Here is a 24,713-nt window from a genome sequence, read left to right on the forward strand (position 1 = left end):
CCTAACCTCCCATCATGGGAGTCACGTCACGGTCGATTGCCGCCGCCCTACTCGCCCTCGTGATCGGGGTGGCGGCATCGCCGGCGCAGGCATCGGGAACCCCGTCGGAGGAGTTCCTATGGGGCGTTGCCACTTCCGGTTTTCAGTCGGAGGGTTCCTCCCCAGACAGCAACTGGTCGAGGTACTCCGCATCGGGTCGCACCCACGACATCATCGGCGACTCGGTCGACTTCCGGCACCGCTTCACCGAGGACATCGACCGCGCGGCAGATCTGGGCGCGCAGGTGTTCCGCTTCGGCGTCGAATGGGCGCGGGTGCAACCCTCACCCGGAACGTGGAACGAGACCGAATTCGGATACTACGACGATGTTGTCGCGCATATCCTGGCCCGCGGAATGACGCCGATGATCACTCTCGATCACTGGGTATATCCGGGTTGGGTCGTCGATCAAGGTGGGTGGACAAACCCGAAAACCGAAGCCGACTGGCTGACCAACGCCGAGAAGGTGGTCGCGCGATACTCCGGGGTCGGCGCATTGTGGATCACGATCAACGAACCGACGGTGTACGTGCAGCGTGAGTTGACGTACGGCGGAATCACGCTCCCCCAGGCACCCTTGATGTTCGACGCACTTGTTCGAGTGCACCGATCGATCTACGACCGCATCAACGTCCTCGACCCGGGCGCTCGTGTCAGCAGCAACTTCGCGTTCATTCCGGGTGTCTCGGAGGCAATCGACTCCGTGTTCACCGATCGGGTCAACGACAAGCTCGATTTCCTCGGTATCGACTACTACTACGGTGTGGCACTGGACAACCCGACCGCGGCCTACGCCGCGATCGACGAGTTCTACAACGTCACACCACAGCCCGAGGGTTTGTACGACGCACTGATGCGCTATTCGCGCAAGTACCCGGCACTCCCCCTCTACATCGTCGAGAACGGAATGCCCACGGACAACGGAAATCCTCGCCTCGACGGGTACACGCGCTCGAATCATCTGAGCGACCACGTCTATTGGATGGAACGCGCCCGCGAGGACGGCGCCGACGTTATCGGATACAACTACTGGTCCATCACCGACAACTACGAATGGGGTTCGTACCGGCCACGTTTCGGTCTGTACACCGTCGACGTCCTGACCGATCCCACCCTCACCCGTACCCCCACCGACGGCGTGGAGACGTACCGGAACATCATCGAAAACAACGGCGTCGGGCCGGAATACGTACCCGTGAAAGCGCCCGCATTCTGCTCGCTTGTCGATCCCCCACTCAGTTGCACCAACACCACGCGATAGGAACTCATGTCCACGTTCGGAAAGACCGTCGCCACTGCAGCCATCTCTGCAGCAATGATTTTTACCGGTGCTTCACTTGCCCAAGCCGCACCGGACTCACCCCGTGAGGCAGAAGCCCGGGCCTACATCGACGCGTTGGTCTCTCACGACGTCACCGACGTGCACTTCGCGCCGGACGCCACGCGCGTCGAAGCAGGCATCCAAACCGGGTTCTCGGGCCCTCAGTTGAGCGCCGACCTCGATCACGGTGTGCAGTACACCGTGATTCAGTCCGTGCGTGATCTTCGAATGACCGAAGAGGGGGACGTCGTGACCGCCGTCTATCTCCTCGACGCCGGCGTTGCCGACACACGCTTGATGACGGTCGAGATCCGGGAGACATTCGAGATTCGCGACGGCCTCATTCACGTCATCGTGGCAGATATCATGCCCGTATCGCTGTCCTGACTCAGTCCCTACCTCACTCTGTATCGCAGATAGACAACTCCGCTCCGAAACGCCTTCTGCTCCATCAGTTCGAGGTCGACATGAACGTCGGCAGACAATGCGCGCAGTCCGCTACCGACGATCACGGGGCAAAGGAACAGGTGAATCTCGTCGACCAGACCGGCGGCCAGCGCATGAGCTGCCAGTGTGGGACCACCGATCGAAATATCCTGCGTCGCCCTTGCTTTCATCGCCCGCACGGCTTCGGAGTCAAAGGTCCGCTCGATACGGGTTCGCTGAGTCGACGGCTCCGCCAGCGTCGTCGAGTACACAACTTTGTCCGCTCGGCGCCAGATCCGAGCGAAGTCTTCGGCAATCGGGTCGGGATCCGCCATCGTTTCCCACGCCGCCATGATCTCGTACATCCGGCGCCCGTACAGCTGCGTGCCCACGTCGCGTTCGAGGTTGTTGGCAAAGCCGTGTACCTCGGCGTCCGGCATTGCCCAGTCGAAGTTCCCCTCCTCGTCGGCGACATAGCCGTCGAGCGAGCAGATCGCCGAGTACTCGAGGTTCACCATCGGTCAAGGTGCAGAATGTTGTCGATCGGCTCGCGTGCCGCCGGTTTGAAGGTCTCTCCCGTGAAGTACGCGGTGGGTACCAGCGCGCCCTGGTGGAAGCCCGCCGGGATTCCCAGGATTTCTGCGACTTCGGCTTCGCGCGCAAGGTGCAGTGTTGTCCACGCCGTTCCCAATCCGCGGGCGCGCGCCGCCAATGCGTAACTCCACGCCGCGGGAAGTAACGATCCCCAGAGTCCCGCCTGATTACCGGCAGGCAAGGTCCGCTCCGCCTTGATGCACGGAATCATCAGCACCGGAACTTCACCCATGTGTTGGCCGAGCCACTCGGCACTACTTCCGACACGCGCTTGGACTGCAGCCCGATCCGGATCGTCACTGAACAACTGCGCCGGAGCCCCCTGCGACGCCAAATAGCTCTCCGTGACGTCTTTGTAAATGTCGCCGATCTGTCGACGCAGTTCGGGGTCGGTCACCACCACCCATTGCCATCCCTGGCGGTTCGATCCCGACGGAGCTTGCAACGCGATCTCCAGGCATTCCTTGATCAGATCCAGAGGAACGGGCCTTGTCAGGTCCAAGCGCTTTCGTACCGTGCGCGTTGTCGTCAACAATTCGTCGGGCGTCAGGTCCAGAACCGGAAATTCACTCATCAATCGATCATCGCATCGACGGGACGAGCGGCGCTGGAAATGTGGCTCAGTGTGGACTACTGCGCTGACACATCAGCCACGACGCGGTTGCGACCGTCCGACTTCGCCTCGTACATCGCTTTGTCTGCACGAGACAAAGCCTCCTTGATCTGTTCCTGCCCCGTCAGTTTCCCGTGCGCGCCCGACGCGAGTTGTGCAACACCGATACTGACCGTGATCGGAACGTCGTCGGAACGCACGGCGACCTCCCCCCGAATCGCTTCTGCAAGTCGCGTGAGCCCTGCTATATCGCCGCGCACCGCGATAGCAAACTCATCGCCACCTGTTCGAGCTACTGCCGCGTCCACGCCGACGACTCGTTCGAGTCTGCGCGAAAGCAACCGCAACACCGTGTCACCGCCGTCGTGACCGGACCCGTCGTTGACCGCCTTGAAGTTGTCGATGTCGAGCAGTAGCACGCCGGATCGACCAGGCCCACGCTCTTCCGCAATCTGCATCCACAATTCGAAGCCTCGCCGGTTGAGGAGTCCGGTCAACGGATCACGATTGGCATTCGCAAATTGAGTGCGGTACGACGTCAGCATGCCCGCCGAGAACGACCTGAGTAGGACAAGCGTCGCATTGACAGCGATCACCGACGTTGCCGCCCTCGCAAGAATTCCCGCAATATCGTGGTATCCCTGACGCCACGTGAGAACGGCAAAAACGGCGATCACACAACTCGTGAAGACCATGTGCACCACGGTCTCTGCCCACCGGACAAAATGCGCCACGTACACACTGATCACCGCAAACAGAGCTGTCCCGTACAGCGCCAATTCGTGATTGGCGAACGTCGCCAGTACTACGGTCACACCCAAATCTGCATAGAGAACGAAGTACGTGCTCGCCCGTGGAACGGAATGATGCCCCATATCCCGGTTCCACCAGATGATGCCGAATCGAATTCGACTGACCAGATACGCTGCCGGAAGAGTACTGACGATGACCAGCACCGCAACAATTCTCCGGAACGCATTGTTCTGACCTTCATCGGAAAACGCAGCACACACCCCGACAAGAGCAAAAACGGGAACCAGCACGGCGATCCCGTAACGCATACGGGTTTCGGAAACCTCGATCTGATTACGAATCAACGAACGCGGTCCTGCGTCACCGCCAAAATTCATCACGCCGATCCCCCGCCTGGCAAATATTCAGACAACAAGAACGAATGTACCGTGCCGGAACGGTCGGTACCACTCCGAACCCACCAACACGTACAACTACACTTCTTCGGAGTCCCGTCACCATCACGGGCCGCATACCTTCCCAGCCGAAAGGCAAAAGTATGAGTTGGCACGTCTGGTTGGCGTTCTTCGGCGCAAGCTGGGTGATCAGTCTGTCCCCCGGCGCCGGGGCAATCGCCTCGATGTCCTCCGGTCTGGCCGTCGGACTCCGTCGCGGCTACTGGAACATTCTCGGATTGCAACTCGGACTTCTCCTGCAGATCGGAATCGTCGCGGCCGGCGTCGGCGCGATCCTCGCCAACTCGACGGCGGCGTTCTCGATCATCAAATGGCTGGGCGTCGCCTACCTGGTGTATCTCGGAGTGCGGCAGTGGCGGTCCGCTCCCAGCGAGATAACCACCGACTCCGAAGCCGCGCGGCGCTCCGGTCCGATGATGATGGTGCGTGGGTTCCTGGTAAATGCCAGCAATCCCAAAGCCGTGGTGTTCATGCTCGCAGTTCTTCCGCAGTTCCTCGATCCGAACGCGCCACTGGTACCGCAGTACCTGATCATCGCGGCGACCATGTGCGCGGTCGATGTCGTCGTGATGACCGGATACACCGGACTTGCGGCTCGGGTCCTGCGGCTCATGCGGTCACCGAAACAGCAGAGAATCACCAACCGTGTTTTTGCCGGACTGTTCTTCGGGGCGGCAGGCTTCCTGTCGAGCATCGGCCGCGCCGCGGCCTGACTTACCGGTGGCAGCTCATAATCCGGCGATCAAATTGACTACCGACGCGACGATGACCGAGCCGAACAGATAAGACAGCAACGCGTGGCCGAGCGCCATTGCCCGCATGTCCGACGACTGCAAATTGGTGTCCGAGATCGCGAAGCTCATACCCACGGTATAGGCGACATAGGCAAAATCGCTGTACCGCGGCGGTTCTTCCTGATTGAAGTCGATCCCACCGTCCGGACCTGTGTAGTACAACCGGGCGTATCCCAGAGCGAACAGCGTGTGCACAGCTATCCACGAAATGACAACGCTGACAACCGCAACCGACGCGGCGACAACTTGGTATCGACGGCCGTCAGGTGAGGCAACAAGCAGGAGCGCGATACCGACCAGGCTGGCCACCGCTGCAGCGAGAACGAGAAGGTGTGCGACATTGCGTGCCGGTTCCTCACGAGTCGCGTGACTGGCCGTCGTCACAGCGTCGAACGGCCACACCAGGATCCACGTCCAGACCGTGAACACCAGCGCCGCCACATTCCAGCCGATCAGAAAGGAGAACCGCGGAAAGCCCACTATCCACATGACAATTCCCGCGACAATGCCGAGCACCAGTCCCGCGGTGACTCGCAGTGCGGGCCCGGCACCCAAGCCGCTCTGGTTTCCCGGAATCGGCAAATCCTGCAATGGCTCGTTCACCCGCTCAGTCAACCATCGACGCATCGAACGCGCCCGCGATCCGGCTCAGCGATACCAGTTGCGCCGCGATCGCGGCATGCCACTTGATCCTCGTTCACCGGGTTTCACCGCCAGCACTTGATGAATGGTCAGTCGATGCGCCTCCTCGAAGCCGAGAGCGCTGGCCGCAAGGTACAACAACCACGTACGGACCCGCGCGTCGCCGACCTCGGCAACAGCAGCGTCCCAGTTCTCCCGCAGATTCGCCACCCACGCACGCAGTGTCAGCGCATAGTGTTCGCGCAGCGCATCACTGTCCCGAGTCTCGAATCCTGAACGCTCCAGAGCGTCAACCGTTTTACTCAACGGAAGGATCTCACCGTCCGGGAAGATGTATCTGTCGATGAAACCAGGAGCGCCGACAACCTTGTCCGGCAACGACTTCACCGAAGCAATGGCGTGATTGAGAAAGCGTCCCTCCGGCTTCAGCAACCCGTGCAGGTGTGCCGCATAGACCGGCAGGTTCGCCAAACCCACGTGTTCCGACATACCGATGCTCGAAATAGCGTCGTACGGGCCGTCATCCACGTCGCGGTAATCTTGCACCCGAACCTCGATATGTTCGGTCAATCCCGCGTCCGCTACCCGAGCCTTGGCGTACTCCACCTGTTCGCGGCTGAGCGAAACACCGACAACGTCGACGCCGTAATTCTGCGCCGCATGCAGTGCCATCGATCCCCACCCACACCCGACGTCGAGCAGGCGCATTCCCGGCTTCAAATCCAGCTTCCGGCAGATCAGATCAAGTTTCTCTCGCTGCGCGTCCTCGAGTGACACAGTGCCGTCCGGCCAGTACCCGCACGAATAGACCATGCTCGGTCCGAGAAACAGCTCGTAGAAACGATTTCCGACGTCATAGTGGTGAGAGACAGTCGCCGAATCACGAGACTTGCTGTGGCGCTTTCCCCGTTTGGAGCGCATCTCGATCTCGGGCGGCGACGGCGGAAGCCCGACCGCGCCCAAGCCGACAAAAGTCACCACCGACCGGGCAATCGTGCGTGCCGACATCCCGGCCAGGCGATGCTCACCAATCCGCGAAACAAGATCCGGAACATCCAGCAGCGCAAAGATGTCTCCGTCGACGTCCAAGTCTCCGGAGACGTACGCCCGCGCCAAACCCAATTCGTTCGGCGAATAGAGAACCCTCCGCAGCGCGCGTCGGTTCCGGAAAAAGACCCGGGCCGCTGCGTCGGGAGGGCCGGCTTGGGAACCGTCCCAACAGCGCACCTGGATTGGGAGTTCGATCCCCACCAATTCCTCGAACAGTGTCAGAACCTTGGTTGCGGCACCAGTCACCCATTCGTCCCTTCCCCGAAACGACAGCCTCCGATACTCGAAATCTACGCCCGGGACAGCGAAATTTCGCGGCATATGTGAGGTTTTGATGCGACGCAAGCCGTTCGAATCAGGGTTCCACGAGTCCAGCCAGGAACTCCACCAGCAGTCGCGTCGTGACCTCGCGGGGCAAGGACTCGACGGCGGCGAGGACCGCAGCCATGTCGAGGGGCGAGTCGCCCGCGCCCTTCGGATCCAGCCCCGCCGACACGAGCGCTGCCGCAACAGCCTCACTGGGCAATGCGCGAACGTCGTCGACACTCACGTCACCGCGCTCGAACGCGCCGGCCAGCTCGGCCAGCGCGGGGGGCGGCCCGGCCGCGGGAAGGCCCCGAACATCGTCGGCCCCCAACACCAACGCACTGGTCAGCTCACTCAGCACACTGTCCGTCACGGGCGTGATCGTGAGATGGGTGGTTCGCGGCAATGCAGTTCCGTCGTGTTGCGTCGACGCAGGTTGCCCCTGGAGCACAAACCCTCGAACTCCGACGGCGGTGGCCCAGCGATGCGGATCGACCTGCCGGTCCGGCGGCACTCCCCCATCCGCCGCTACTGCGAAGAGTGGGCCGACCGGCGTTCCGACGACGCGCAAACCGTCGATGCCGCCAATCGTGTCCACGAGTGAGGCAGTTGCCCGGTGAGCGCGCGCAACCAGGTCGGCGTAACCCGATTCGCCCAGCACCTGAGTGATGGACCAGGCTCCGGCCAGGGCGGCAACGGATTTCGACCCCATCAAGGTCGGATTGACCACGGGATATCCGGGCCACGCTGTAAGACCGAAGTACTGCTTACGGTGCAGATCGCGCCCCCGGTACAGAAGAACCGACGCACCTTTTGGCGAGTAGCCGTACTTGTGTACATCGGCCGAGATACTGGTGACACCGGGAACCTGGAAGTCCCAGGCCGGCAGTTCACCCCACCAGGGCAGGGCAAACCCTCCGATGCAGGCATCGACGTGAAACGGAACCGACTGTGTGCGAGCAATTTCCGCGATCTCGACGATCGGGTCTAGAGCAGCAAACGGATAGCTCGGTGCCGACGCCACGATCAGCACCGTGTCGCTCCGCAGAGCCGATCCAATGTCGGCGGCGCGCACACGACCGGAATTTGGATCGACAGCGACGAGGATCAGTTCGAGTCCGAGTAGGTGCGCCGCCTTGTGGAAAGCAGCATGAGCGGTAGTAGGCAGGACTATCGATCCCTCTCCCGGCGGAAGTCCGCGCAGGTCGCGGGCGGCTTTGACGGCCAGCACACAGCTTTCGGTGCCACCGCTGGTGACGTTGCCGATAACATCGCCATCTCCGTGGAGGAATCCGCGGACGAACCCGACGAGTTCTCGTTCCATCACCGCGGTGGACGGAAACACCGTGGGATCAAGCCCGTTGACGGGTTGTACTAATTGCGCTGCGTCCGTGGCCAACTGATCAAGCGCGGCCAGTCCGCTGTCGTACACGTAAGACAGAACTCGCCCACCGTGGGTGGGGGCGTCCTGTTCACGCAGGCTGCGGAGTCTCTCCAGCACTTCCGCAGACCGTTGCTCGATCGAGGTATTACCAAGAAAAGAGTTGATGTCACTGGCGGTCATCGTGCTCCTGTTCACTGCTGTATGCGCGTAAGACGACAAGGCTGATCGCGACCAGAGCGGCCGGGGCCAGAGAGAATCCGAGGGCGATGCCGGTGATTGCGGAGTCCGGCTGGTCAACCGTCTCCCCTGCCTGCGAGGACACAAAGCCTGTCGACGCCAGAAACAGCAGGAACACTGCTGGTCCGAGTGCAAGACCAGCAGTCTCTGCTGCCGTCCAGATCCCGCTGAGCGAGCCGCCTCGTTGGCGTCCGCCGATGCGGGCATCGTCTTCGATTACGTCGGGAAGCATGGCCAACGGAAATACCTGCATTCCGGCGTAGCCGACGCCCGCCAGTCCGACCGCACCGTAGATCCACGCTCCGGCGTCAACTGCAGCGAACGCCAAAAGCAGTGTGGCGACAACAAAAACCGTCGATGCGACAACGTATCCGCGAAGCTTGCCGTGGCGATGGGAATAGCGGTACCACAGCGGCATGATGACCAGCGCCGGACCGACCAACGCCGCGAACAGCCCCGTGATGGCGTCTTCGTTCCCCATGACATACGTCGCGAGATACTGGGCACCGCCCAACATCACGGCCGTCGCGAGGGCTTGCAGGACAAACACGATCACGAGCAAACGGAACGATCGAGTACTGCGAACTGCGTCGAATCCGTCGCGGTACTGCGAGAGCAATGAACCCACCGGGGCATCGGCGCGTGTCACCGTGCGCCGCGCCGCGCCGAATACCGCCCAGAGCATTGCCCCGCACATCAACGCCGACACGCCCACGGCCATCACCAGATAGCCCGCAGCCCCACCTCCAGTAGCGTTGCGAAGCGCTGGTCCCCCGCCACCGATCACAAGAATTGCCAAGGCCAGTACCGCTATTCGGACGGACACCAATCGAGTTCGCTCGTGATAGTCGCCCGTCAGTTCCGTAGGCAGGGCGATGTACGGCACTTGGAACAGGCTGTAGGCGCTCGCTGCCAGCAGGAAAAACACCAGTACCCACACCGCGCCGACACCCGGGCCGGCTGACACCGGTGCAGCAAAGGTGAGTACGAAGAGCAACGGAAGGGCAAGCGAACCCGCCAACATCAGGGGTACGCGCGTGCCCGTTCGATGCGAACTTCGATCGCTGACCGTGCCGATCAGCGGATCGACAAGTACGTCCGCAATCTTGGGAACAATTACTACCAGCGACGCCAAACCAGCCGCGACGCCCAAGGTGTCGGTGAGGTAGTACGCCAGTACCAATCCTGGCAGAACGCCAAAACCACCCGTCCCGACACTTCCCGCGGCGTAGGCGGCAACAACCCCCCGCGACAACCGTCCGCCCGCGCGGCGTCCGCTGCCCTGTATGGGCTTTTCTGTGGTCACCAATCACACACTAGATGGCGACGTGCATCCTCAAGAGCAAAAGCCGGGAGACACGAATAACTCGGAAAACACCTCGAGGCACCTTCTGCCGAGACGCTTCGAGCCTCGCTCGGTCAGTCCTCGGCATCCCAGGTGGCTACGGCCCAGATAACAATGACATCGAGCGCGATGATCAGGATCGACCAGAGCGGATAATGCGGAAGCCACAGGAAGTTCGCGATGATCGAGAGCGCTGCAATCAGGATCGCCGCAATACGCGCCCACGTGGCAGCCATCATCATTCCGATGGCAATCGCGAGGCCAACGACGCCCAGGGCTATGTGAATCCAACCCCACGTCGTCACATCGAATTCGTAGACGTAGTTGACCCCGACAACAAAAAGGTCGTCGTTCGCGACAGCCGAAATCCCTTGAAGGAGAGAAATGATGCCGACAATGAAGAGAAGGGCTGCTGCTGCAAAATTTGTGCCGGTCGCGATGCCACTGCGCACCGGATGAGCGTGTGACGGTGACGATGTGTCGGTCATATTCTTGCCTCTCGCAGAAGGAGATGTCGACGATGAAAGTTAGCGATCGGTGGAATGCGCAGCGTTGCTCGAAGTCCGGCGGTACCACTGCCAGCCTGCGGTGATCAGGACAGCTCCGACCAGCGAGCCGATGATTCCACTGGGACGCAATGAAAGTCCGTCACCCGCAATCAGACTCACGAGCAAGCCACCGACCAGCGATCCACCAATGCCCGCGATAAAAGCGAAGGGCCAGTCCAATCGTCGAGTGTTGCCACCGAGGATCAACTGGGCACCCGCTCCGATGACGGTTCCGAACAAGATCATTCCGATGATGAGCATGAGGCAAAGCCCTTTCAGCTAGGCGTACTCCGCGAACCGAACACGACGCTTTCGCGCAATCTTTCCTATATGTCCGTTTATCCGTCGGTGAATTGAGCAAAATCCGCTGACCGCCTTGCTTCAACCTGCACTGTTCTCTCGCGCACTTCTACTTCGCGCACCTCTACTTCGAGGAAACGGGTAGCTGAAATGTATCCGGCCACTGGCGGTCGGACATCACCCGCTGAGGGTGATATTTCGACTCCTTCCACGTGAAAACCGACCCGGGACTGGTGGTGTCCCGGGTCGGCTGTGGCGAGTTCGGCACAGATTACTGCGCGTCTGCTGAAGCCTTCCCTCTCGTCAGGGCAAGCGCCGACAGCGCGATGAGCGCACTGACGACCATTGCGATGGCCATAGGCAGGGCGGTGCCCTCCCCGCCGATCCCGACGAGCGGGGAAATCGCAGCAGCGAGCAGGAACTGCAGCGCACCAAGCACTGCCGATCCGGTACCGGCGGCCTGCCGTGCCTCACCGAGCGCCAAGGTTGTGGCGTTGGCGATGACAAGGCCGAGGCTGGCCATCGTGCACCACAACGCGATCAGAGTGATCCACAGAACGGGCCCGGCAAGCGCATTGATCAGCATGCCTGCCGAAAACACCGCGAGCAACGTGAGACCGATCCGCAACGTCACCCGGTCACCTAGTTTCGCGACAACCCCGCCGTTGGCGACGCTGAAGATCACAAGACCGACCGCGTTGACGGTGAAAACAACTGTGTACCAAGCAGTGGAGAGTCCGTGCACATTCTGCAGGACAAACGGTGACGCAGAGATGTACGCAAACATGACACCAAAAGCGAAGGCGTACGCGAGGGTGAACCCGACGTACCGGCGGTTCCGCAGAACGTTTCGAGCCTCACCCAGCATCGCGGCAGCGCCGCCGGTGGTGCGCAATTCCTTCGGGAGCGTTTCCGATACCAATGCAAGGACGCACACGAACATCAACGCGGACAGCACTGTCAGAACCCAGAACACGCCACGCCACCCGAAATTAGTGACAACAACACCGCCGAGTAGCGGCGCGATTACCGGTGCTACTGCGTTGATCACCACGAGCAGGCTGAACAATTTTGCCGCAGCGGCACCGCGGGCACGATCGGAGATCACCGCGCGGCCCAGGACAATTCCCGCCGCCCCGGCAAAGCCCTGCACAAAGCGCGCTGCGGCCAGAAGTTCGATGCTCGGCGCCAGTGCGGCGCCGGCACTGAAGACGGCGCAAGCCGCAGTCCCGATGAGAAGTAGTGGCCGTCGACCGTACCGATCGGAGAGCGGGCCGAACACAAGTTGCCCAAGGGCAAGGCCGACCAGGAAGGTCGTGAGTGTCAGCTGTACGGCTGATGCACTGGTATCGAACTCCACCGACATCTCAGGGAATGCCGGCAGATACATGTCGATGGCCAGTGGTGCCACAGCCGCCAACAGAGCCAATGTGGCGATGATCTTGGCGGGTAGATGTGTCGCGTGTCCCGCGTCCGACACAGACACCGGGTCGGACTCCACCATGGTGTCTGCTTCCTGCACGTGCTGTTTCACATTGATCCTTCATCCAGTTTTGCACTACGGCTATATCTAGAAATAGATATAGATTTATATATATCTTAACGTCTAGACTGGGTTCGTGTCCAACAAATCGGTTGCAACAGATGACGATGTCCAGCGCTTGGCACATACGGCGCGTTCGGTGGTGTGGGCATTGCGGCGCTTCGGCGAGAAGGAGGCGGGCTTGTCCCGACTCCCCCATTCCGAGATCGAAGTCCTCCGCGTAATCGAGGAACATCCCGGCAGTACGGTGTCGGAGATCGCGCGCGCCTTGAACTTGCAAAGCAGCAACGTCAGCACAACGGTTCGCCGACTGGTGGACCAAGGCCTACTCGAAAAGCGATCCGATCCCAGCGACGGACGCTCGTTCCGCCTGCACCAAACCCCAGTGGCCACCCGCAACAACCAGAAGATCGACCAGATGTGGGCCGACGGCATTCGAAGCCTCTTGGCGGGAATGGATCCCGACGACGCGGCCAAACTTGTCGACGCGGCGCCACTCCTGGCCCGCCTGGGATCCATGCCGACGGACTGAACAACCCGTGCAGGCGGTCTGAACTTTCAATTGACTTGAAAGTTCAGGGAAGGCTAGCCTATGCTTCCTGTGCGCTAGTCCATCTTGCTCGGCGATCCACGAGAGCCACAAGAGCACTCCGGCGCCTCGACACCGAAAGGCTCTTCATGCGATACGCCCCCGTGCGATCCCTCCGCCGGTCTGCGCTCCTGAGTGGACTTGTCATCGCCGCCCTGGCAATCGGCGGTTGCAGTACCAGTAGCAGCGACACCACCGACACCAATACCGGCAACTTCGAGACCGTCACTATCGAGCATGCTCTCGGCAAGGCAGTCATCACCGAGAAGCCGGAGCGGATCGTCACGCTCGGCATGGGTTCCGCCGAGACAGTCATCGCGCTGGGTACCATTCCCGTCGGCGTCGAGAAATATTCATGGGGCAGTGACGAATCCGGCTACCTCCCCTGGGTTCACGAGGCAGTCACCGAACAAGGCGGTGAACTCCCCGAGCAGTTCACCGGCGGAGCCGATCTGAACATCGAAGCGATCATCGCTCTTGATCCCGATCTGATCCTCGCACCATGGTCCGGTATCACCCAGCAGCAGTTCGACTCCCTCAACGCCTTTGCACCCACCGTTGCGTACGAGGAAAGCCCGTGGACCATCACATGGGAAGAGCAGATCAACGTGATCGGAAAGGCCATGGGCGAAACCGGGAAAGCCACCGCCGAGATCGACAAGATCAAAGACCAGTTCGCGAAATCGTCTGCAGCACATCCCGATTACGCAGACGTAAGCTTCTCGTTCATCTACAACACCGGCCCAGGAACACTCGGCGTGTTCTTCGCCGAAGAGCAGCGTGTTGCCATGGTTCGCGGACTGGGCTTGCAGGTTGATCCCGTCGTGAACACGCTGACCGAGTCCGAAGGTACCGATTCTGCAGTGATCGGCCTCGAGAATGCCCACCTCCTGAACAATTCGGATCTGCTGTTCACCTTCTACTCCGATCCCGCGAACCGGGCCGAAATCGAAGCGCAGCCCGCCTATCAGCAGATTCCGGCCGTCGCACGAGGAACTATCATCGCCCCGACGGACCAGCCTTTTGTGACGGGATCATCGATGATCAATCCCTTGACCGTCCCGTGGTCACTCGAGCGCTACGCACCGATGATCGACGAGGCAGTCGCAAAACTGAACAAATAAATCCGTCGAGACCCGCAGGGCCCGTACCTTATTCAGGTGCGGGCCCTGCTCTATCTTGTCCTGCCTCGTCCCAAACTGCCTCGTCCTGAACTGCCCCGTCCCGCACTTCCTTGAATCGAGCCCATTCACTGCCCAGCATGCGATTGTCGATGATCCAGCCCATGTAGTCGCGCATGTTCAGCACACGAATGTAGGCGGGGCCGTTGGGGTTTGCATACTGGAGTGCCTCGGTCGCGAGTGTGCGCTGATTCTCGAGGTACTGGTGCTCGTTCTCGAGGAAGCCGCCCCACACGTCGGAATCCATGACGTAATAATGAGTTCGATCGCGAGGCTTACGAACGAGCTTCACAAATCCCCGATCGCTAAGCCGTCGAATGTAGTTGGAGACAGATCCACGACTGGTGTCGAGAGCAATGGCCAACTCCTCGGCACTGACTCCCGGAGATTCACTGATGAGCAGATAGCCGGCGATCCGGCCCTCGATACGAGCACCACCGCCCGACTGCCAATACGTCGCAAACTGGTCGATGAACCACGCGGAAAAGTCCCCACCCCGCGCCGGGCTGACGTCGCCCATTTTTTGTTGCCTCCAGCTAGTCGAAGCGGCAAATACCCTCTGATTCTGCCAGTTCCATCGAACCTTCCCTAGCTCGGCGCAATTTCGAGACCGGGTGACGTCGCAATCAACTCGAGTTGCTCGATTACCAGCGGCGACACAGTGTGCGTCACCGTTCGCACAACAACAGTCTCGCCGGACGGATGCTGGACGGCCACCGAACTTGTGCCGGGGTTCTCGGTGCGACTGATCAACGTATCGTCGGGCAGGATTACGGCGTTCTCGAGCAAGCGGAATCCGTTCCGGGTAATCGAGATTTGCAGGTTCGCTGCCGCACCCGGCGCGCTCACGACAACGTCCGCGCACAGGCCGCTACCCGAGTCGTCTGGCACCAGCGAACCCAACGGACGGTCGAGCCTGAGGCCGGTTGTTCCGAGCCACCGCCATCGCTCGTCGAGCACAGTGTTGAGCCTCGACACAACGTTGTTGTCCACCCCGCCTTCCTCCATCACAGTGAGAATGCCACAGAATGTCATCGGCGGAATATCTTCTGTCACAGCAAAACCTGGCGCGAGCGCGACGTCGACCAACTCGTCCGTCGACAGGACTTGCGCGTCCGATCCGTCAAATCCGGTTACCGAGGCGAAGACGCGACTGACACCGGGGACGTAGACTACGACAAAGTCCTGAGCATATGGACTGGCAGCGTCTTTCGCCTCGTAGAAGTCGAGAACTGTTCCGTCGGCACGCACTTCACGCCGATCTACGGAACCTTCGACACACGATGGAATCGGTCCTGTCCATTCTCGAACATCCACCGAGACCGTTGCTCGCGCATCACCGCGGGCTATGTCACCAAGTGCAGTGGTCGAACCACCGAGGGTCAATCCCTCCGCCGATTCGGGCGACCGGGCCTCGCCGAAGTTGCGCACTGGCGGAAATATGAAGGCGAATCCTGGATCTTCAAGTCTGGCGTCCACCGGTAGTGCCTCAGTCACCGCCCTACGCATCGCGTCTGCTTTCGACTTGGAGAACCACGGATAGTCGGGATCGTTGTACCCGGGGTCGTCACCCCCGATCGTGGCGACCAGAAAACTCTCCAACTCCCCGGCCGCTTCGACGGATTCACAACCGGGAATCGCAGCCGGGCCGTCGTCCTGCGTCAGGCGCGCCGCACCGGCGCCCAGCAACACGACAACCGCGATAAACGCGGTGTCGCGCCACGTCCATCGTTGACGCCGATCCTTCGGCAGACGCTCCTCGGTTCCAGGCATTGTTCGATCATGACCGACAGTGTCCGGCGACCGGGCACCTGCCCTGCCTAGTCGGCGTAGCCACTGAGGTCGTAAACCGTTGCATTCCCGACGGTTGTGCCTTCGAAATTGGCTTCCACCCAGGCTTGGATTGCACTCGACGTACTGTCACCGCCGCCGCGGCCACCGCCCTGACCACCAGCGACGTAATAGTGGACATCGCCGTTCGTGACATAGGAGATGAACTGGTCCAACGTGGGTGCTGGGTCCGAACTCCAACCACCGGTCGCCATCACGGCAGTATTGCTCGCCAACTCGTACGTCGCGGCACTCTGCGACCCGTTGGTTGCCGCGGACCAGCGGGTGCCTGCGCCGATCAGCATGGCTGTCAGCTCGGAACTGTTGGCACCCGTACCGGCCGATGGGGTCGGCGCAATTGAGACGGCACCGGCCGGGCCGGCCGTGGGAATAGATCCACCGTGAGCTGTTGCTGCGGTGGCGATTGAGTACGAGGCGGAGCCTCCGATGCCGGCCAACGATCCGACGACCAGCCCCGCGATCACCAACTTCCGGAACCGATTCCTGGCGCCGAGGAGAATCAGTGCCGCGCCGACGACAGTCCCTGCCAGTACGATCCATTCGAGAGCCGGTAGCCAGTCGGAATTGCGATGCAGGAGAACCCAACTCCAGATTCCCGCAGCAAGCATCATTGATGCCAGGCCGAGTCGCCCGATCCACCGCGACCGTTCCAACCACAATGCGTAGCCGCCGGCTGCGATCATTCCGGCAATCGCGGGAGCCAACGCCACGGTGTAGTAGGGATGGATGGTGCCGGACATGTAGCTGAAGATCAGCCCCGTCACCAGGAACCAGCCGCCCCAGACGATCATCGACGCCCGCAACAGATCGGTTCTCGGGGCACGACCACGCGCTATCAGTCCGAGAACAAGTGCGATCAGCGCAGCGGGGATCAGCCACGAGATCTGAATTCCCATCTCACTTCCGAACAACCGATCGAGGCCCGTGGTCCCGCCGAAGCTCGAACCTGCAGCGCCGCCACTCATTCCGCCGCTACCGCCACCGGAATTCCCGAAGATCCGACCGAGCCCGTTGTACCCGAGGACAAGATCCATGACGCTGTTGTTGGTCGAGCCCCCGATGTACGGCCTCGAATCTGCGGGCCAGAGCCACACGGCCAGCACCCACCACCCGGCCGCCAGGATCACCGCACCAACACCGATCGCAAGGTGCAGAACTCGGGCGCGCAACCTGGCCTGTCCGGCAACCAGATACGCCAGGCCGAACGCGGGCAGCACCATCAGGCCCTGCAGCATCTTGGTGAGAAATGCAAAGCCGAGAGCAACGCCGGTGAGAGCAATCCACATCGCGGCGCGTCGGCCCACCGACGTCTCGACTGCTCGAACCACCCAGTAACCCGCCAGTGTCATCAGGAGCACTAACAAGGCATCGGGATTGTCGAACCTGAACATGAGCGCAGCCGCGGGTGTTGCCGCGAGAACGGCGCCCGCAATGAGCCCCGCTGTCGGAGTCGCGACGCGTTTCACTGCCGCGTAGACGAGCGCAACCGAACCAACTCCCATCAACGCCTGCGGCACAAGCAGACTCAGGCTCGAGAATCCGAAGATTCGTCCTGACAACCCCATTACCCACAGCGACGCGGGTGGTTTGTCGACGGTGATGAAGTTGGACGTGTCCAGCGATCCGAAGAACCAAGCTTTCCAGTCCTGCGAACCTGCCTGAGCCGCTGCCGCATAGAAGGTGTTGGCATAACCACTTGCGCTCAGGTTCCACAGGTAGAGAACTGCGGTGCCTACGAGAAGCGCAGTCAAGGCCGATGCGGCGCCGCGGGTACCAATCCACGACTGTGACGGGTCGCCGTGATGGACAGGGGGCGCCGGCGGCCGCGGCGGCGCCGGATTCAGAACTGCGGTCATCATGAGTCCCTTCACAGGTGGTGATATTCACTACCTTCGCGCGCGGACCCGCGACACCACTGCACAGTGGCTGCGAGATTCCTGTGAACTCGAGATGACCTAGGGTGATGCCGTGGACTCAACAGGCGCCAACATCGTGAAGATTCGACCCTATCGGCCCTCCGACGAGGATGCCGTCATCGAATTGTGGTCGCAGGCATCAAAACTCGCACACCCCTTTATCGACGGCGAGGGCGAAGGTGCACGTGAGGCGAAGATGCGCGACATCTACCTCGTGAAGGCAGACAACTGGGTTGCCGAAACCGACGAGCAGGTTGTAGGCCTGCTCGGCCTACTGGGAGCAGAGATCGGCGGCCTGTTCGTGTCACCTCAGGCTCAACGACTCGGAATCGGGCGGCTGCTCGTCGAGCATGCAACGACACTGCACGGAGCGGTAACGCTCGAGGTTTACGAACTCAACGGATCGGCACGACGCTTCTACGACATCATGGGTTTCGAGGAAACGGGACGCTACACCGATGCCGAGACCGACCACGTTTTGATCCAGCTTCGCCTGACGACCTGACGGCCGAACCCACACATGCTCTCATGGCCGCCCCCGAACAGGCGGCGGCCATGAGAGTCACATATCCAGACCGAGATCCAGAACCGTCACAGAGTGCGTGAGGGCACCGACTGCCAGATAATCGACTCCGGTACCCGCGTACTCGGCGGCAACGTCGAGACTCAGACCGCCGGAAGATTCGAGCTTGGTCGTGGGCGACGCGGTGTTACGTCGCTGCACCGCGATCTGGGTCTGCCACAGCGGGAAGTTGTCCAGCAGAATAAGTTCGACATTTTCGGCAAGCACCAGATCAAGCTGCTCGAGGGTGTCTACCTCGACCTCGCACTCGATGTCCGGCGCAAGTTCACGCACAGCCCGCAGTGCTGCGACGACAGATCCAGCGGCAGCAACGTGATTGTCCTTGATCAAAGCCGCATCACCGAGACCCATGCGGTGATTGACTCCCCCACCGACCTGGACGGCGTACTTCTGCAGCGCGCGCAGACCGGGAAGGGTCTTGCGGCTATCGCGGATCTTTGCATCGGTGCCGGCAACGGCATCAACCCAAGCCGCTGTAGCCGTGGCGATTCCGGACAGGTGGCACACCAAGTTGAGCATCGTCCGTTCCGCCGTGAGCAGTCCGCGGGTAGGCGCTTCGACGGTCAGCACCGATTGGCCGGGAACCACACGGGTGCCGTCGGCAACACGATCGACAACGTCGTAGTTGCCCACGCCGATCACTTCGTCGAGGACAAGCAGTCCGACATCGATTCCCGCAACCGTCCCTTCGGCGCGCGAGACAACCGACGCCTTCGCGGTCGCGTCAGCGGGAACTGTCGCAACGGAGGTGACGTCTGGTCCGTAGCGAAGATCTTCGTCCAAAGCGAGTCGAACCAGCGTCAGGACTTCGTCAAGCTCGAGGGGGGCCGGCAAGGTCTTCTGCGCGGTCATCGGTGGGCTCCTGTCAACAACATGTCGTGTATTTCCATATCGCCATCGGCACCGCGCTTGATGCGGATGCTGCGACGCTGATCGGGATCGGTTTCCGGGTAATCGGTGCGGGTGTGGCACCCGCGGCTCTCGGTGCGTGCAGCGGCGACCGCAACCAGTGCCGTCGCAGTCACCGTCAACGCGGCGTCCTCGAGTTCCTCGGCATTCACTGCAAGAGTGAGTTCCGCATGCGCAAGGCCGGTGCGTGCAGCTTCGAGGCCGGCGCCGTCTCGAACAACCGATGCGTGAGTAGTCATGATCGTCTGAACGGCCTCGCGGGGCAATATCGGCAGCGGTGCGCTGGCGACGTTGACAACCTCGGCGTGAACCTCACGTCGCTCCGCGGCGGCGATCCCGGCTCGCTCCCCCACGACCAATCCTTCGAGAAGACTATTGGATGCAAGGCGATTGGCACCGTGCAGACCTGTACGGGCAACTTCTCCCGCCGCATAGAGTCCCGGAACTCCGGTACGTCCGTGGACGTCCGTCGCGACACCACCACACGAGTAGTGGGCGGCGGGAGCAACCGGAATCAGCTGCGTCCGAGGATCTATGCCCGCCTCGAGGCACGAGGCCGTGATGTTCGGGAATCGCGTCGAGAACCCGTCGAGTTTTCGAGCGTCGAGGTACACATGATCGCTGCCCAGGTCACGCAGACGCGCGGCAATTGCCCGCGAGACGACGTCACGGGGCGCCAGATCACCAAGGAGGTGAACTCCTGCAGTCACCGAATCACCGTTGGTGTCAACAAGAATTGCACCCTCACCGCGTACGGCCTCACTGATCAGCGGCCGTCGACCGAGGCCGCCGGGAGTGAACAGAACCGTCGGGTGGAACTGCACGAATTCGAGGTCGGCGACCGACGCACCAGCTGCGAGCGCCAGCGCGATACCGTCAGCGGTTGCACCTGGCGGATTGGTACTGCACGAGTACAACTGGCCGAGACCACCCGTCGCCAACAGAACAGCAGGCGCATGGATCACGCCCAGGCCGTCCGGGGAGGACACGACAAGCCCACACACACCGCGCCGATTGGTGACTACCTGCACGGCAGCGGCGCCGAACAGGACCGGGAGACCAGCGGCGTTGAGTGCCCGCTGCACTTCCGCGCCGGTGGCGTCTCCACCGGCGTGGATGATTCGCCTGGTGCTGTGGCCACCCTCGCGGGTACGGGACACTTCGCCGTCACGCCCACGATCGAACACTGCACCGAGCGCGGCCAGTGCCGCGACTGCCTCGTGCCCGGCTTCCACAACGGAGTACACCGCTGCTTCGTCGCACAGTCCGACACCGGCTTCGCAGGTATCGGCGACATGTGAATCCACCGAATCGGTACTCAAGTCGCCCACGACGGCAATCCCGCCCTGCGCATACTGCGTCGACGTATCGGTCGGACCGCCCTTGCTGACAGTGAGCACCTTCAACCCGCGCATCGACGCGACGCGCGCGGCTGTGAGCCCCGCAACGCCGCCGCCGACCACAACAAGATCGGCATGCGCCTCCCAGGCGTAGCGCCCGGCAGGGCTCGTCACTCGCCGCCGCCCGGATTACCGATCTCGATCATGCGCTGCACCGATTTCTGAGCACGCTTGGCCATCTCGAGGTCGACGTGAACCTCGTCCTTGCCTTCGAGGAGGCAACGAAGCAACGCGGCCGGAGTGATCATCTTCATGTACGGGCACGACGCGCGGTCATTCACCGCCTGGAAGTCGACATCCGGTGCGGCTTTACGCAACTGGTGCAGCATGCCGATTTCCGTGGCGACCAGAACCTGCTTGCTCTTCGTGACGCGGGCAGCGTCGAGCATGCCACCGGTGGAGAGGATCTTGACCTTGTCCGCCGGAACCGCACCTTCGCCGGCCAAGTACAGAGCCGAAGTGGCACAACCGCATTCAGGGTGCACAAAAAGCTCGGCATCGGGGTGAGCCTTGGACTTCGCCGTCAACTCGTCACCGTTGATACCCGCGTGGACGTGGCATTCACCGGCCCAGATCTGCATGTTGGTGCGGCCTGTGACGCGCTTGACGTGGGCTCCGAGGAACTGGTCCGGGAGGAAGAGAACTTCTCGGTCGGGATCAATGGAGTTGACCACGTCGACTGCATTGGACGACGTGCAGCAGATGTCCGTCAGGCCCTTGACCTCGGCCGTGGTGTTGACATAGGACACGACGAGGGCGTTCGGGTTGTCCGCCTTCCACTCGCGAAGTTGCTCCGCGTTGATGGAATCAGCCAACGAGCAACCGGCGCGCTCGTCCGGAATCAGCACCGTCTTGGACGGCGACAGAATCTTGGCGGTCTCGGCCATGAAGTGGACGCCGCAGAACACGATCGTGTCTTCGGGGGCCTCCGCCGCGATACGCGAGAGGGCAAGAGAGTCACCGACGTGGTCGGCGACATCCTGAATAGCGGGAAGCTGGTAATTGTGCGCCAGAATCGTGGCACCGCGTTCGCGAGCCAGACGTTTGACCTCGGCAGCCCACTCGGGGGTCGCTTCGACTCCTGCGTAACCGCCGGGGCCGTCGTGAATCTGCGAGGTCGATCCCTCCCACAACGTCGTGGTCGTCATGGCGTTCTCCTTCACCGTGAACCCAGGCTCATCACCCAGTTCAAATCCGAACGGGCTGGCCCGGATTTCCGTTATCGAGGTTTTCGACTTAGGATCGAAAACGTGCCCAATAGTAACACCACCCACGAAGTGCTCACAGCGGTGTTCCAGGTTCGCGCCTTTCCCACTGACATCACCGCAGGTGACGGCGCTCACAGCACCGATGAACGTGAAGAACTTGCCGTCCTGCTGTGGCAGCGCGCGCTCGATCCACAGAAGGGCACATGGTCACTGCCCGGCGGCACCCTGCGTGACGACGAGGACCTCACCACGTCGGCTCGCAGACTCCTCGCCGACAAGGTCGATCTGCGTAAGGTCGCACATCTCGAACAACTGTCCGTTTTCAGCGATCCGCAGCGCGTTCCGGGTGGGCGCCGCATCGCGTCGACCTTCCTGGGACTGGTTCCCTTGAGCGCGGACCCTCAACTTCCGTCCGACACTGCTTGGCACCCGGTGTCGCAGCTGCCGGAGATGTCTTTCGACCACGGCACTGTTGTTCGGCACGCCCGCAACCGATTGGCCGCCAAGCTCTCCTACACGAACATCGGCTTCGGCCTGGCTCCAGACGAGTTCGCGATGTCAACTCTGCGTGAAATCTATTGCGCTGCACTTGGATATCAGGTGGATGCAACCAATCTGCATCGAGTCCTTTGCCGACGCGGTGTGCTCACGGCCACCGGAAACACGGCGCCGTCCGGGAAATCAGGTGGCCGTCCGCCGGCGCTCTACCGCTTCACCGACTCCACGCTGCGCGTGACGGACGAGTTTGCGGCTCTACGACCGCCAAGCTGACTGCGAATATCACTGTCAGGCAACAGCATCGACACTTTCCCGCATATGCCAGACTGATGCGACAACGCCCGCTGGATCGACGATTCTGTTGATCGTACCGAAACGCACCGTCACCCGATCGAGGATACGATCTGCCTGCCAACGATCCGTCGGATCCGCGACAACCGCGAAGAACCGATGCGCCGGCTTGCCAGACATGATCCGAACCAGTTCCGTAACGCTCCGAGCCGTCACTGCCACATTCCAGCCGGCAGCAAGGAACTCGGCGGCAACACGCGTTCCGTGATCGCGGCCGATATCGGTCACCAACACCACTCCCCGGTCGAGATCAACTGTGTGAGCACTCATTGCGGCATCTCCTTCGAGGAATCAATCACTGTGACTCCTATGTAAGCCCACAATCTTGTGCTGCCGTTGTGCTCATTCTGTGAGAACTCTGGGGATTCGGCCTAGGAAGGACGAATGATCGGTGGCATTTGGCTTCCACTGACCAAGGCCACGTCGTGTTTCGCAGCGAGTTCGCAAAATACCCGTTGAGCGTCCTCGGCCTGGCTCGCGCGGTCCACCGTCACCAACCGGGAGCACGCGCCACCGATCCACGGGCAATCGCCGCAACCAACTGTGCGTGATCGCGCTCGTTCTGATCCGCGTACCGGCGCGCGAACTTCGCCAAAGCCACAACGGCTTTGTCCGACTGGCCGAGATATTCGGAGATCGCGCTCGCGTCACCGCTGCGGGCATGAGCACGAGCCAGCACTTCCCCACACGCACTTGCGAATTCGGCGAGGTACGGTCCGATGGTTGCGCCGTCGGGAATGACCTTCATGTCGCGGAATTGTCGAACGTAGAAATCCATGCCGCCAACACTGGTCCACCCGACGAACATGTCAGTCGCACTCTGAAGCATGCGTTGCCCTTGGACAACTCGCTCACCGCAGTTCGAGTATCTGCTCGGTTCGACGTTTCCCTCGTACACCGAGGGCCCGGCCTGCTTGATCTGGAGGAAAAGCGGATCGCCGGTCCGACGCTCTTCGAGAAGTGCAAGATAAACACGCATCCCGACGCTGCCGACACCCACCACTTGCCGCACCACGTCCGATGCCCGATATCGCGAGAGCAGACTCCAGATATGGTCCGGAACCGAAGTGCTGTAACCGGCCACGACCTCGGTGACAAGTTCGACCTGACTGTCGCCGACGTGGGTGCGGAACGGTGGCTCTTCACGGATACGTCGCCGTCCGTCGACAATCTCCGTGAGCTTGCGTGACGCTCCCCGACTGGTTCGACGCTGAGCTTTGTTTTCGATCATTTTCCCGGCGCGCAGGGCAGTATCCGGGGTGAAGTAACCCAGTAGACGGTCGACGTCGATGCGGTCGTACCAGATGTCGATTTCGGGGGTTGCAGCGTAGGACTCGATCTTGTCTCGGTAGGCCCTCATTGCTGCCACCGTCGCCGCTTCTGCACGGTCCTCGGAAACTCCGTTCTCACGGGCGAGGACGACGATGCTTGCGGCGAGTCTCTTGACGTCCCACTCGAACGGGCCTGGAACGGTTTCGTCGAAGTCGCGGAGATCGAAGGACAAGTTGCGTTCCGGGGTGGCCCAGAGCCCGAAGTTCAGCACGTGGGCATCTCCACACAACTGCACCCCGATGCCTGTGTTCGGCGCCGATCCGAGATCGGCGGCCATGACCGCGGCCGCGCCCCGGAAGTACGTCCACGGAGATGCCGCCATTCGGCCATGCCGGATCGGCAGCAAGTCCTGCGCCCGAATCGTGTTCTGCGCCAGTATCGTTGCGAGCGAATCGTGACCTCGCTCGGCGTCGTTCCACAGCGCTAGTTGCGAGCGGGTCACAACCTTGCGAGCAGCCCTACCACCCAGCAACACCTCAGGAGTGGTTACTGTGGCGCGCGGACGGGCGATGTCAGCTTCGAATACAGGCACGCGCTGAGTATG

At 61.4% G+C, this 24,713-nt stretch carries 25 protein-coding genes; 7 read left to right on the forward strand and 18 right to left on the reverse strand.

The genetic code is table 11. From position 1 onward, the window contains the following. Nucleotides 1-14: 14 nt before the first annotated feature. Together EEB13_RS00785 and EEB13_RS00790 are read left to right on the forward strand one after the other, a co-directional pair. Nucleotides 15-1,301 carry a glycoside hydrolase family 1 protein gene (locus EEB13_RS00785; RefSeq protein ID WP_141484418.1) on the forward strand — a complete coding sequence of 429 codons (1,287 nt, stop codon included), beginning with the start codon at nt 15-17 and terminating at the stop codon, nt 1,299-1,301. A gap of 6 nt (nt 1,302-1,307) precedes the next feature. Then, entirely contained in the window at nt 1,308-1,748 is a 441-nt protein-coding gene (locus tag EEB13_RS00790; protein ID WP_033230919.1) for a hypothetical protein, read from the forward strand. A gap of 8 nt (nt 1,749-1,756) precedes the next feature. On the opposite strand, the gene EEB13_RS00795 is transcribed toward EEB13_RS00790, so the two are convergent. From EEB13_RS00795 to EEB13_RS00805, 3 genes are read right to left on the reverse strand one after another with little or no spacing between them, the layout of a single operon-like run. Further along, entirely contained in the window at nt 1,757-2,305 is a 549-nt protein-coding gene (locus tag EEB13_RS00795; protein ID WP_033230920.1) for a dihydrofolate reductase family protein, read from the reverse strand. Further along, the gene (locus tag EEB13_RS00800; protein WP_033230921.1) at nt 2,299-2,955 is read right to left on the reverse strand and encodes a nitroreductase family protein; all 657 of its coding nucleotides are present in this window, start codon (nt 2,953-2,955) and stop codon (nt 2,299-2,301) included. The genes EEB13_RS00795 and EEB13_RS00800 overlap by 7 nt, the downstream gene beginning before the upstream one ends. 56 nt (nt 2,956-3,011) lie before the next feature. Then, the gene (locus tag EEB13_RS00805; protein ID WP_141484419.1) at nt 3,012-4,124 is read right to left on the reverse strand and encodes a sensor domain-containing diguanylate cyclase; all 1,113 of its coding nucleotides are present in this window, start codon (nt 4,122-4,124) and stop codon (nt 3,012-3,014) included. A gap of 161 nt (nt 4,125-4,285) precedes the next feature. Here EEB13_RS00805 and EEB13_RS00810 point away from each other — a divergent pair, with 161 nt between their 5' ends. Beyond that, nucleotides 4,286-4,915 carry a LysE family transporter gene (locus EEB13_RS00810; protein WP_033230922.1) on the forward strand — a complete coding sequence of 210 codons (630 nt, stop codon included), beginning with the start codon at nt 4,286-4,288 and terminating at the stop codon, nt 4,913-4,915. Between the two features lie 15 nt (nt 4,916-4,930). On the opposite strand, the gene EEB13_RS00815 is transcribed toward EEB13_RS00810, so the two are convergent. From EEB13_RS00815 to EEB13_RS00845, 7 genes are all read right to left on the reverse strand, one after another. Continuing rightward, entirely contained in the window at nt 4,931-5,623 is a 693-nt protein-coding gene (locus EEB13_RS00815; RefSeq protein WP_267951774.1) for a DUF1345 domain-containing protein, read from the reverse strand. Nucleotides 5,624-5,644: 21 nt separating this feature from the next. After that, nucleotides 5,645-6,934 (reverse strand): SAM-dependent methyltransferase, encoded by a 1,290-nt coding sequence (locus EEB13_RS00820; RefSeq protein WP_033230924.1) that lies wholly within the window; start codon nt 6,932-6,934, stop codon nt 5,645-5,647. 109 nt (nt 6,935-7,043) lie between these two features. Next, nucleotides 7,044-8,558 (reverse strand): pyridoxal phosphate-dependent decarboxylase family protein, encoded by a 1,515-nt coding sequence (locus tag EEB13_RS00825; RefSeq protein WP_141484420.1) that lies wholly within the window; start codon nt 8,556-8,558, stop codon nt 7,044-7,046. Further along, nucleotides 8,545-9,921, reverse strand: coding sequence for an MFS transporter (locus tag EEB13_RS00830; protein WP_315985005.1), 1,377 nt, complete (start codon nt 9,919-9,921; stop codon nt 8,545-8,547). The genes EEB13_RS00825 and EEB13_RS00830 overlap by 14 nt, the downstream gene beginning before the upstream one ends. A gap of 113 nt (nt 9,922-10,034) precedes the next feature. After that, the gene (locus EEB13_RS00835; RefSeq protein ID WP_033230925.1) at nt 10,035-10,448 is read right to left on the reverse strand and encodes a hypothetical protein; all 414 of its coding nucleotides are present in this window, start codon (nt 10,446-10,448) and stop codon (nt 10,035-10,037) included. Between the two features lie 39 nt (nt 10,449-10,487). Then, nucleotides 10,488-10,769 (reverse strand): hypothetical protein, encoded by a 282-nt coding sequence (locus EEB13_RS00840; protein ID WP_033230926.1) that lies wholly within the window; start codon nt 10,767-10,769, stop codon nt 10,488-10,490. A 310-nt stretch (nt 10,770-11,079) separates the two neighbouring features. After that, complete coding sequence (locus tag EEB13_RS00845) at nt 11,080-12,342, reverse strand: multidrug effflux MFS transporter (RefSeq protein WP_308191100.1); 1,263 nt, start codon at nt 12,340-12,342, stop codon at nt 11,080-11,082. Nucleotides 12,343-12,427: 85 nt separating this feature from the next. Between EEB13_RS00845 and EEB13_RS00850 the strand changes: the two genes are divergently transcribed. Both EEB13_RS00850 and EEB13_RS00855 read left to right on the forward strand, forming a co-directional pair. Beyond that, nucleotides 12,428-12,883, forward strand: coding sequence for a MarR family winged helix-turn-helix transcriptional regulator (locus EEB13_RS00850; protein ID WP_084703018.1), 456 nt, complete (start codon nt 12,428-12,430; stop codon nt 12,881-12,883). A gap of 146 nt (nt 12,884-13,029) precedes the next feature. Next, entirely contained in the window at nt 13,030-14,064 is a 1,035-nt protein-coding gene (locus EEB13_RS00855) for an iron-siderophore ABC transporter substrate-binding protein (RefSeq protein WP_045070188.1), read from the forward strand. 28 nt (nt 14,065-14,092) lie between these two features. On the opposite strand, the gene EEB13_RS00860 is transcribed toward EEB13_RS00855, so the two are convergent. The 3 genes from EEB13_RS00860 to EEB13_RS00870 form a co-directional block, all read right to left on the reverse strand. Beyond that, a complete protein-coding gene (locus tag EEB13_RS00860) occupies nt 14,093-14,641 on the reverse strand; it encodes a GbsR/MarR family transcriptional regulator (RefSeq protein WP_141484421.1) in 549 nt (182 codons plus the stop codon). Between the two features lie 68 nt (nt 14,642-14,709). After that, nucleotides 14,710-15,894 (reverse strand): hypothetical protein, encoded by a 1,185-nt coding sequence (locus EEB13_RS00865; RefSeq protein ID WP_141484422.1) that lies wholly within the window; start codon nt 15,892-15,894, stop codon nt 14,710-14,712. Nucleotides 15,895-15,941: 47 nt separating this feature from the next. Continuing rightward, entirely contained in the window at nt 15,942-17,828 is a 1,887-nt protein-coding gene (locus EEB13_RS00870; RefSeq protein WP_141484423.1) for a glycosyltransferase family 39 protein, read from the reverse strand. Between the two features lie 112 nt (nt 17,829-17,940). On the opposite strand from EEB13_RS00870, the gene EEB13_RS00875 reads away from it, so the two are divergent. Next, complete coding sequence (locus EEB13_RS00875) at nt 17,941-18,393, forward strand: GNAT family N-acetyltransferase (RefSeq protein ID WP_033230929.1); 453 nt, start codon at nt 17,941-17,943, stop codon at nt 18,391-18,393. A gap of 57 nt (nt 18,394-18,450) precedes the next feature. Here EEB13_RS00875 and nadC read toward each other — a convergent pair whose 3' ends face one another. Genes nadC through nadA form a run of 3 tightly spaced genes read right to left on the reverse strand, consistent with a single transcriptional unit; the run spans nt 18,451 to nt 21,928 of the window. Continuing rightward, complete coding sequence (gene nadC, locus EEB13_RS00880; protein WP_141484424.1) at nt 18,451-19,323, reverse strand: carboxylating nicotinate-nucleotide diphosphorylase; 873 nt, start codon at nt 19,321-19,323, stop codon at nt 18,451-18,453. Next, the gene (locus EEB13_RS00885; RefSeq protein WP_141484425.1) at nt 19,320-20,894 is read right to left on the reverse strand and encodes an L-aspartate oxidase; all 1,575 of its coding nucleotides are present in this window, start codon (nt 20,892-20,894) and stop codon (nt 19,320-19,322) included. Before EEB13_RS00885 ends, nadC begins: the two co-directional genes overlap by 4 nt. Next, nucleotides 20,891-21,928 (reverse strand): quinolinate synthase NadA, encoded by a 1,038-nt coding sequence (nadA, locus tag EEB13_RS00890; protein ID WP_033230932.1) that lies wholly within the window; start codon nt 21,926-21,928, stop codon nt 20,891-20,893. The genes EEB13_RS00885 and nadA overlap by 4 nt, the downstream gene beginning before the upstream one ends. A gap of 102 nt (nt 21,929-22,030) precedes the next feature. Here nadA and EEB13_RS00895 point away from each other — a divergent pair, with 102 nt between their 5' ends. Beyond that, the gene (locus EEB13_RS00895; protein WP_033230933.1) at nt 22,031-22,759 is read left to right on the forward strand and encodes an NUDIX hydrolase; all 729 of its coding nucleotides are present in this window, start codon (nt 22,031-22,033) and stop codon (nt 22,757-22,759) included. 15 nt (nt 22,760-22,774) lie between these two features. On the opposite strand, the gene EEB13_RS00900 is transcribed toward EEB13_RS00895, so the two are convergent. Both EEB13_RS00900 and EEB13_RS00905 read right to left on the reverse strand, forming a co-directional pair. Next, nucleotides 22,775-23,107, reverse strand: a complete 333-nt coding sequence (locus EEB13_RS00900; RefSeq protein ID WP_141484426.1) for an SDR family NAD(P)-dependent oxidoreductase — start codon at nt 23,105-23,107, stop codon at nt 22,775-22,777. A gap of 220 nt (nt 23,108-23,327) precedes the next feature. Next, nucleotides 23,328-24,701, reverse strand: coding sequence for a DUF2252 domain-containing protein (locus EEB13_RS00905; protein WP_410055739.1), 1,374 nt, complete (start codon nt 24,699-24,701; stop codon nt 23,328-23,330). Nucleotides 24,702-24,713: the final 12 nt, after the last annotated feature.

The organism is Rhodococcus sp. WS3 (genome assembly GCF_003797085.1).
In the GTDB taxonomy this organism is placed as follows: Bacteria; Actinomycetota; Actinomycetes; order Mycobacteriales; family Mycobacteriaceae; genus Rhodococcus_F; species Rhodococcus_F globerula.

Excerpts from the sequence above, each read along its gene's own strand:
- EEB13_RS00785 (WP_141484418.1), top strand. The coding sequence starts at position 15 with ATGGGAGTCACGTCACGGTCGATTGCCGCCGCCCTACTCGCCCTCGTG.
- EEB13_RS00790 (WP_033230919.1), top strand. The coding sequence starts at position 1,308 with ATGTCCACGTTCGGAAAGACCGTCGCCACTGCAGCCATCTCTGCAGCA.
- EEB13_RS00795 (WP_033230920.1), bottom strand. The coding sequence starts at position 2,305 with ATGGTGAACCTCGAGTACTCGGCGATCTGCTCGCTCGACGGCTATGTC.
- EEB13_RS00800 (WP_033230921.1), bottom strand. The coding sequence starts at position 2,955 with ATGAGTGAATTTCCGGTTCTGGACCTGACGCCCGACGAATTGTTGACG.
- EEB13_RS00805 (WP_141484419.1), bottom strand. The coding sequence starts at position 4,124 with ATGAATTTTGGCGGTGACGCAGGACCGCGTTCGTTGATTCGTAATCAG.
- EEB13_RS00810 (WP_033230922.1), top strand. The coding sequence starts at position 4,286 with ATGAGTTGGCACGTCTGGTTGGCGTTCTTCGGCGCAAGCTGGGTGATC.
- EEB13_RS00815 (WP_267951774.1), bottom strand. The coding sequence starts at position 5,623 with ATGCGTCGATGGTTGACTGAGCGGGTGAACGAGCCATTGCAGGATTTG.
- EEB13_RS00825 (WP_141484420.1), bottom strand. The coding sequence starts at position 8,558 with ATGACCGCCAGTGACATCAACTCTTTTCTTGGTAATACCTCGATCGAG.
- EEB13_RS00835 (WP_033230925.1), bottom strand. The coding sequence starts at position 10,448 with ATGACCGACACATCGTCACCGTCACACGCTCATCCGGTGCGCAGTGGC.
- EEB13_RS00840 (WP_033230926.1), bottom strand. The coding sequence starts at position 10,769 with ATGCTCATCATCGGAATGATCTTGTTCGGAACCGTCATCGGAGCGGGT.
- EEB13_RS00855 (WP_045070188.1), top strand. The coding sequence starts at position 13,030 with ATGCGATACGCCCCCGTGCGATCCCTCCGCCGGTCTGCGCTCCTGAGT.
- EEB13_RS00860 (WP_141484421.1), bottom strand. The coding sequence starts at position 14,641 with ATGGGCGACGTCAGCCCGGCGCGGGGTGGGGACTTTTCCGCGTGGTTC.
- EEB13_RS00865 (WP_141484422.1), bottom strand. The coding sequence starts at position 15,894 with ATGCCTGGAACCGAGGAGCGTCTGCCGAAGGATCGGCGTCAACGATGG.
- EEB13_RS00870 (WP_141484423.1), bottom strand. The coding sequence starts at position 17,828 with ATGACCGCAGTTCTGAATCCGGCGCCGCCGCGGCCGCCGGCGCCCCCT.
- nadC (WP_141484424.1), bottom strand. The coding sequence starts at position 19,323 with ATGACCGCGCAGAAGACCTTGCCGGCCCCCCTCGAGCTTGACGAAGTC.
- nadA (WP_033230932.1), bottom strand. The coding sequence starts at position 21,928 with ATGACGACCACGACGTTGTGGGAGGGATCGACCTCGCAGATTCACGAC.
- EEB13_RS00900 (WP_141484426.1), bottom strand. The coding sequence starts at position 23,107 with ATGAGTGCTCACACAGTTGATCTCGACCGGGGAGTGGTGTTGGTGACC.